10 protein-coding genes are annotated in these 6906 nt (G+C 55.0%); 7 read left to right on the top strand and 3 right to left on the bottom strand.

Annotation, left to right across the window (positions count from 1 at the left end; genetic code table 11):
• Positions 1-423, top strand: a complete 423-nt coding sequence (sctO, locus tag VSS37_RS00405; protein ID WP_324692623.1) for a type III secretion system stalk subunit SctO — start codon at positions 1-3, stop codon at positions 421-423.
• On the opposite strand, the gene sctL is transcribed toward sctO, so the two are convergent.
• From sctL to VSS37_RS00420, 3 genes are all read right to left on the bottom strand, one after another.
• Positions 377-994, bottom strand: coding sequence for a type III secretion system stator protein SctL (sctL, locus tag VSS37_RS00410; protein WP_324692624.1), 618 nt, complete (start codon positions 992-994; stop codon positions 377-379). The two genes, sctO and sctL, sit on opposite strands and share 47 nt — an antisense overlap.
• On the bottom strand, positions 972-1667 hold the full coding sequence (locus tag VSS37_RS00415; protein WP_324692625.1) for a SctK family type III secretion system sorting platform protein: 696 nt from the start codon (positions 1665-1667) through the stop codon (positions 972-974). Before VSS37_RS00415 ends, sctL begins: the two co-directional genes overlap by 23 nt.
• A gap of 93 nt (positions 1668-1760) precedes the next feature.
• The gene (locus tag VSS37_RS00420; RefSeq protein ID WP_324692626.1) at positions 1761-2255 is read right to left on the bottom strand and encodes a Crp/Fnr family transcriptional regulator; all 495 of its coding nucleotides are present in this window, start codon (positions 2253-2255) and stop codon (positions 1761-1763) included.
• Positions 2256-2363: 108 nt separating this feature from the next.
• Between VSS37_RS00420 and VSS37_RS00425 the strand changes: the two genes are divergently transcribed.
• The 6 genes from VSS37_RS00425 to VSS37_RS00450 all read left to right on the top strand — a co-directional run.
• Entirely contained in the window at positions 2364-2603 is a 240-nt protein-coding gene (locus VSS37_RS00425) for a BolA family protein (protein WP_324692627.1), read from the top strand.
• A 41-nt stretch (positions 2604-2644) separates the two neighbouring features.
• The gene (locus tag VSS37_RS00430; protein WP_324692628.1) at positions 2645-3370 is read left to right on the top strand and encodes an LOG family protein; all 726 of its coding nucleotides are present in this window, start codon (positions 2645-2647) and stop codon (positions 3368-3370) included.
• Positions 3371-3372: 2 nt separating this feature from the next.
• Positions 3373-3684, top strand: a complete 312-nt coding sequence (locus tag VSS37_RS00435) for a hypothetical protein (RefSeq protein WP_324692629.1) — start codon at positions 3373-3375, stop codon at positions 3682-3684.
• Between the two features lie 3 nt (positions 3685-3687).
• Positions 3688-4857 (top strand): homoserine kinase, encoded by a 1170-nt coding sequence (locus VSS37_RS00440; protein ID WP_324692630.1) that lies wholly within the window; start codon positions 3688-3690, stop codon positions 4855-4857.
• The gene (locus tag VSS37_RS00445; protein ID WP_324692631.1) at positions 4857-6035 is read left to right on the top strand and encodes a cation diffusion facilitator family transporter; all 1179 of its coding nucleotides are present in this window, start codon (positions 4857-4859) and stop codon (positions 6033-6035) included. Before VSS37_RS00440 ends, VSS37_RS00445 begins: the two co-directional genes overlap by 1 nt.
• A 168-nt stretch (positions 6036-6203) precedes the next feature.
• Positions 6204-6906: glutamine synthetase III domain-containing protein (locus tag VSS37_RS00450; RefSeq protein WP_324692632.1), on the top strand; the 703-nt coding region annotated here is incomplete at its 3' end.

Raw genomic sequence — 6906 nt, forward strand, 5'->3', positions numbered from 1 at the left:
ATGAGCCTGGAACAACTTAAGCGAATCCGCTCCCGCCGTATGGAACAACGTTTTATTGAGCTACAGGAACAGCGCCGTATTTTGGCCGCGCAAGAACTGTTAATACGGAGCAAGGAGCGGGAACTGGCCGAATTCGCCCAGTGGCGGCTACAACATCAGGAAACCCTATTTGCCAACCTGAAAAACCAGCCATTTGCCCCACAAGCATTATTTGATTACCAGAAAACCCTGGAACAACTGCGCTTGCAGGAAGAACACCTGCAAGCCGAACTGGCCGCCACCTACAAGGGATTGCAAACTGCCGAATCACAAGTTCAACTTGCCCAGCAAAAGTCCAGCGAGGCCAACCTAAAGCTGGAAAAGCTGAAAGAGATCATCAACCTCCAGGACGTAAAAAACTCGTCCGAAGAACCTGCTCAATAACCTGTACCTGCTGCTCCAAGCCCGCATTCACAATGCCAAGGTCAGATTCGAGAATACAGCCGTCTTCCGCCACCTGATCATCGCCCACGACCTCCAAGCTGGTAAAACGGTGAGGGATGTTGTCCAACTGCTCAGAAATGGCCGACTGCATATTGGGATGTACTCGGATAACCAATTTGTGGCTGCCGCGCACTAACTCCAGCCCTCCCCGCACTGCTTGCCGAACACGCTCTTCCAGATCAATCCCAGCAATGACCTTGCGGATTGCATTCGTCACCACGTCCACCAGCTCCCCTTCCAACATCATCAGGGAGTCATTGACCCTCCCCGTAAACAACGTCATTTTTTCCGCTGCTTCCTGATTGGCGCGCTCTCTCCCTTCTTCCAAGCCTCGCTTGATCGACTTGCCCAGCGCCACCGAAGCGACTTCCTCCCTCCGCCGATGATGCTGTTCCAGATCAGACAACAGGTGCTCGTAATCCACCAGTTGTTCATAATCAGCTGCTTTCAGCACGCGCTGGCCTGCGCGGATTTGCGACTCGACCGGCTTAATTGAAAAGAATTTTGCCATCGCTATTAACCCCCATTTTGATTTCAATCGCCACTTTCTGCACCAAAACCGCACATTCGGAAGCCAACGCATCCAGCTCACGCCCACGTCCGGCATGGCGCTTCCACAACACATACCACTCACGCTCCAGTTTGTAGATCACCCGCTTCCAAAAGGCAGGCGGGTACCCGGCGAAAGCTGCCCGCAGGCATAGCATTCCCGCCAGTATGAAGCGCTTTTTCAGCCCCATGTGAGTCGGAAAACTGATTTCCGCCGTCACATTATGGTTCACCATCGGAGCACGCTGCTGCAGAAAGCGGTACAAATCGTCCCCCAACACATTCTGTATACGGGCAATATCTTCACGGGTCACAATCCGCCGCAAAATTTTGAAATGAAACACCGCCCCCATACACAAGACCAATTGTTCAAGCTCCTGTCCACGCCATAGCGCCAACCGTGACAAGGGTTTGCTGAAATCAAAAAAAACGCTGTTCTGCAAGCCCAAACGCTGCATCATATGCTGCACCAGATGACCCTCGCCCCGGGGCTGCGCAAACAGCTTCTGCAACACTTTCCCCTCCGGCATGGTGTCCAGCCAGCTGGAGTGAATATAGGAATCAGGCCGAAAGTTGAAGCGCCAAATGGCCTGTGACAGTTCCGCCGAAATATCGAAATGGTTGGGATTATTCATTGTCTCAGCATATTCGTTGAATACGCCGACATTATTAACCCCTCCCCTCCAGGAAGGCAGGCATTTCCTGATAAAACCAACACCTTGCCTGAATTAGCGGTAGCCCATATCTGTAACCTGCTTATGCAGCTTGCCGTTCTGGTCGCTCAGGTGACGGATCAGGAAATCAAGGCTACGGACAACGAATTCCAGCAGGTTGGTTGCAATATACGGTTCTTCGATGCGAATGCGGTTGTACATCTGACGGTTGATTTCCAACAACCGCACGCCGCTACGCCGCGCCCGTAATCTCACCGTCCGGGGTTGCCGGTCAAAAAACGACATCTCACCTACCAGACTGCCCGGCTCAATGAAGCCAACTTCAAATTCCCGCTCGCCATCCACTTGCAATAATTTGACCGCCCCGCCAATCACCAGATAGAAACGGTCGCTGATCTCACCGATGTCAGCCACAACCTCCTGCGCCCCCAGCTCACGGATGCGGGTGTAGCGGATAAACTTGGAAATTTCATCATCGGTCAGGGCCGCGCAGAACTCCTGGCAAGTGTCCTTGACCTGTTCCAACAATTGGGCATTCACATGGAGCATGGCTTTAAGTCCGTCACAATCGTAAATGTAACCATTATACGCCCGGAAACAAGCGTTGTCGGCAGACGCATAGTATAATGCAAGGCTTTGAACCAACCGGAGCAGCCCATGAGTATCAGCAATGCAGCGGTGGCGACCATCATCCAGCAACACATTCCGGATGCGCAGGTCAACATCAGCGGCGATGGCTACAAATATGAAGCCGATGTTGTCAGCGCAGCCTTTGAAGGATTGAACACGCTCAAACGCCACCAACTGGTTTACGCCGCGTTGAACGAAGCCATTACCGCAGGCCAACTTCACGCCCTGACCATCCGGGCGAAGACACCGGCGGAAGCAACCGGCTAAAGCGCCTGACACGAACGATAATAATAACCCAGGAAACCACCATGGATGATAAAACCCGCGCTCACCACCCGGTCTTACTGCCTATCAGCGATGAAGAACTAACCCGAGAAAGCTGGAAAATCTTCCAGATCATGGGCGAATTTGTGGATGGCTTTGAGCGGCTTGCCCATCTGCGTCCATCAGTGAGCATTTTCGGCTCCTCCCGCACCAAATCTGACGACCCGCTCTACCAATTGACCGAAGACATTGCCCACAAACTGTCAAACGCCGGGTTTGCAGTTGTCAGCGGCGGCGGCCCTGGGCTGATGGAAGCCGCCAACAAGGGGGCGCAAAAGGGCAAATCCCCCAGCATCGGCCTCAATATTCAATTGCCTCACGAACAAAGCGCCAATGCCTATCAGGACATTTCGCTGTTCTTCCGGCATTTCTTTTCCCGTAAAGTCATGTTCGTCAAGCACGCATCGGCCTATGTCGTCATGCCCGGCGGCTTTGGCACGCTGGATGAACTGGCTGAAATCCTAACCTTGGTGCAAACCGCCAAAACCCGCCGCATTCCGATCATTCTGGTGCATTCGCCATTCTGGGAGGGCTTGGTCGAATGGTTCAGGAATACGCTGATAAAACAGGGTACAATCTCAGAGGACGATATGGATCTGTTTGTCATGCTGGATGAGACAGACGCCATTGTCGGGCATATTTTCCAGTACTACGAACGCGCAATCTCGGGGCCATCCGCAGAAGAGCGCTCCAAATTCATGGAGTTATAACAATGACAAAGATTATCTTTCTGGCTATGGGGCTGACAGCCGCCATGACTGCCATCAATAGTTGGGCTGACGATAGCGACCCCGCCGCCGCACCGGGCAGCAAGTTGAAGGTCGAATCCATCCGTGTAGAAGGCAGCCAGGGTGCCATCGAAGAAGAGCGGGTGCAGGCCATGCGCAGTGAAATCCGCTTTGTGCCGACAGGCAGCGATGACGGCTACAACCTGGTAGGCTCCAGCAATTCCCAGGGAAAAAGCCAAAACGCCCACCAGAACAATGACATGCTGATTCCAAGCTGGAAACTGTTCTCCTGGTAGGCGATGTCGGTTTACACGCCTGTCAACGCCAGCGAGCTGCAAACTTTCCTGCTCCAGTACCCTGTCGGGACGCTGGCGGGTTTTACAGGCATTACAGCAGGCGTCGAAAACACCAATTATTTTGTGACAACCACGGGTGGGGAATTCATCCTCACCCTGTTCGAACACCACACGCCTGACGAACTCGAATATTTCCTTGCCTTGATGCAGCACTGGTCTGGGCAGGGAATTCCCGTCGCTTGTCCGCAACACCTGCATAATGGCCATATGCTGGCCGCACTCAACGGCAAACCCGCCGCACTGGTTGCGCGCTTGCCCGGCGAACATGTGGAAACGCCCACCCCAGCGCAATGCGCGGCCATCGGCGCGTTGCTGGCGCAGATGCACTTGAGCGGGCGCAGCTTCCCCCTCCATCGTGCGCCGGATCGCGGGCATGAATGGCGCATACAAATGGCGGACAAACTGCTGAAGCAACTTTCCCCCCGCTCCCCTGACGCAAACTTGCTGCAAGCAGAAATGGCCTATCAGCAAACTATCCCGTTTGCGCAACTGCCCACAGGCGTCATCCATGCTGATTTGTTCCGCGACAACGCCATGTTCCAGCATAATCAGGCCAGCGGCGTCATCGATCTGTATTTTGCCTGTAACGACAGTTGGCTGTACGATCTGGCCATCGTCGTCAACGACTGGTGCTGCCTGCCGGATGGAGCACTGGATTCCGCCTGTGCACAAGCATGCCTCAAGGCATACCAGTGCGCGCGCCCATGGGAGCCGGTCGAGCAACGACACTGGCAGGCCGTCTTGCGCGCCGCCGCCCTGCGCTTCTGGCTGTCACGGCTGGACGCCAAACTGAACCCGCGTGACGGAGACATGATCTTGCAAAAAGACCCGGCAGAATTCCGCGACAAATTGTTGCACCGAATCGCAGAAACGCACGAAGCGCCTGCCAACATTACGCTGGACGCCCGCCGCCTGCTGTGCCCATTACCCGTGATCCGTGTGCAGGAAGCCGTCGAAAACCTGCCGGATGGAGCCACGGTGACAGCCATTTGCACCGACCCCGGAGCCTTGCATGACATTCCTGCCTGGGCGCGTATCCACGGGCATACGGTGGTGGAAACCCGCAGCGAAGGCCGCGAGCACATCATTGTTGTGCGCACAGGGAAAGCTTAATGGGCGGGCATCACCACCTTCAGGCTGACGCCCCGCCAAACGCCCCTGACATCAGCCGGGAGGAACGGCAGGCTGCCACTCGCCGGGTGACGGTGGTTGGCGCATTCCTGAACACCGTCCTGTCCATTGCCCAGATCATCGGCGGGTTTCTCACCCATTCACAGGCGCTGATTGCTGACGGCTTCCACTCGCTGTCAGACCTCGCCAGTGATTTTGTGGTGCTGGCGGCCACACATCTGGCGCACCGCGAAGCCGACCACAACCACCCCTACGGGCATGGGCGCATTGAAACCCTGGCAACCGTCGTCCTCGGGCTGATGCTGGCCGGGGTGGCCGTCGGCATTTTCCTGCAAGGATGGGGGCGGCTGTTTTCCGATACGCCCTTGCCCACCCCCAAACCGGTTGCCATTGCCTTTGCCGCCGCCGCCATTATTGGCAAGGAAGCGCTTTACCGTTACACCATGCATACGGCCACTCGCCTGAACTCCCCTATGCTCAAGGCGAATGCCTGGCACCACCGCTCGGACGCCATTTCTTCCGTCATCGTATTGCTGGGGATTGCGGGCGCGCAATTCGGCTTTCCATGGCTTGACCCGCTGGCGGCGATGGCGGTTGCGGCCATGATCCTGTATATGGCGGGCCAACTGATCCTGGAAAGCACCAGTGAGTTGGTGGACACCGGGCTGGCCGATGAAGAGGTGCAGGAAATCCATGACGCCATTGCCCGCATGGAAGGCGTAGACAATATCCATCTGCTGCGCACCCGGCGCATGGGCGGGCGCGTGCTGGCTGATGTCCATCTACAGGTGAACGGGCGCATCAGCGTTTCCGAAGGGCATTTCATCAGTGACCAGGTGATGTACCGCCTGCATCAGCGTTTTCCCGACATGCGGGACATTATCATCCACATTGACCCGGAAAACGACGAAACCATCCACCCATCACGGCACTTGCCTTCCAGGGCAGAGCTGATCCAGCAACTACAGGGCCGGCCCGACACCCAAAGCTTATGGCACCTAATTGATCAAATTAACTTACACTATATTAAAGGCAAGATTGACCTTGAGGTTATCTTGAAAGACCTGCCAACAGAATCGGCCCTCGCCAATTTCAAGCAAGCTTGCGCCTCAATCTACAATCTTGGGACAGTCAAATTTTTATACGAGAAAGCACTGTAAAAGTGCGCCCCACGCTCAAGAAAGCACACCCATGGGTCACATGGGTTCAGACAAACACGATAATTTCAGCAAAATCGCACTAAAAAAGGCTGGCATATTTATTGCTTACTCCTTAGGGATCGAACTCGGCATCAGAAAAATGCCCCAATCACTTTTTAGGAGCGACACATGAGTATGACAAACGCCCGTGCACAAGCGGTTTTCGATATCCTTCACCACGAACCTGTGCCGGTGAAGAAACCGGATGCACTGGTTGACATTTGGGCTTCGGATGTCTTCAATCTGGCCAAAATGGAAAATACGCTGTCGAAAAGCGCCTTCAAGGCCATGAAGAAAACCATGGAAACCGGAGCCCCGCTAGACCCATCTGTCGCCAATGATGTGGCCGCTGCCATGAAAGCCTGGGCCATTTCCAGGGGTGCCAACTACTTCGCCCATGTCTTTTACCCGCTGACGGGCGCATCTGCCGAAAAACATGACAGCTTTATCGTCACCGACTCCAGCGGCAAAGCCATCACCGAATTCAGCGGCAACTTGCTGGTGAAAGGCGAACCGGATGGTTCCTCCTTCCCTAATGGCGGTATCCGCCAAACCAACGCGGCTCGCGGCTACACCTACTGGGACCCAACCAGCCCGGCCTTCATTGTCGACAAGCCCAATGGCGCCACACTCTGCATCCCATCCGTATTCGTTTCCTGGACTGGCGAAGCGCTGGACAAAAAAGTTCCATTGATGCGCTCCAACAAAGCCATGAACGAAGCCGCCACCAAAGTGTTGACCTTGATGGGTGAAAAAGAAATCGCCCCATTGAACTCAAGCTGCGGCGCTGAACAGGAATACTTCCTGATCGATGCAGCCTTTGCCCACCTGC

It is taken from the genome of Candidatus Thiothrix phosphatis (genome assembly GCF_035668035.1).
In the GTDB taxonomy this organism is placed as follows: Bacteria; Pseudomonadota; Gammaproteobacteria; order Thiotrichales; family Thiotrichaceae; genus Thiothrix; species Thiothrix phosphatis.

Coding starts and splice junctions, on each gene's coding strand:
- VSS37_RS00420 (WP_324692626.1), bottom strand. CDS start 2,255: ATGCTCCATGTGAATGCCCAATTGTTGGAACAGGTCAAGGACACTTGC.
- VSS37_RS00430 (WP_324692628.1), top strand. CDS start 2,645: ATGGATGATAAAACCCGCGCTCACCACCCGGTCTTACTGCCTATCAGC.
- VSS37_RS00445 (WP_324692631.1), top strand. CDS start 4,857: ATGGGCGGGCATCACCACCTTCAGGCTGACGCCCCGCCAAACGCCCCT.
- sctL (WP_324692624.1), bottom strand. CDS start 994: ATGGCAAAATTCTTTTCAATTAAGCCGGTCGAGTCGCAAATCCGCGCA.
- sctO (WP_324692623.1), top strand. CDS start 1: ATGAGCCTGGAACAACTTAAGCGAATCCGCTCCCGCCGTATGGAACAA.
- VSS37_RS00425 (WP_324692627.1), top strand. CDS start 2,364: ATGAGTATCAGCAATGCAGCGGTGGCGACCATCATCCAGCAACACATT.
- VSS37_RS00435 (WP_324692629.1), top strand. CDS start 3,373: ATGACAAAGATTATCTTTCTGGCTATGGGGCTGACAGCCGCCATGACT.
- VSS37_RS00440 (WP_324692630.1), top strand. CDS start 3,688: ATGTCGGTTTACACGCCTGTCAACGCCAGCGAGCTGCAAACTTTCCTG.
- VSS37_RS00415 (WP_324692625.1), bottom strand. CDS start 1,667: ATGAATAATCCCAACCATTTCGATATTTCGGCGGAACTGTCACAGGCC.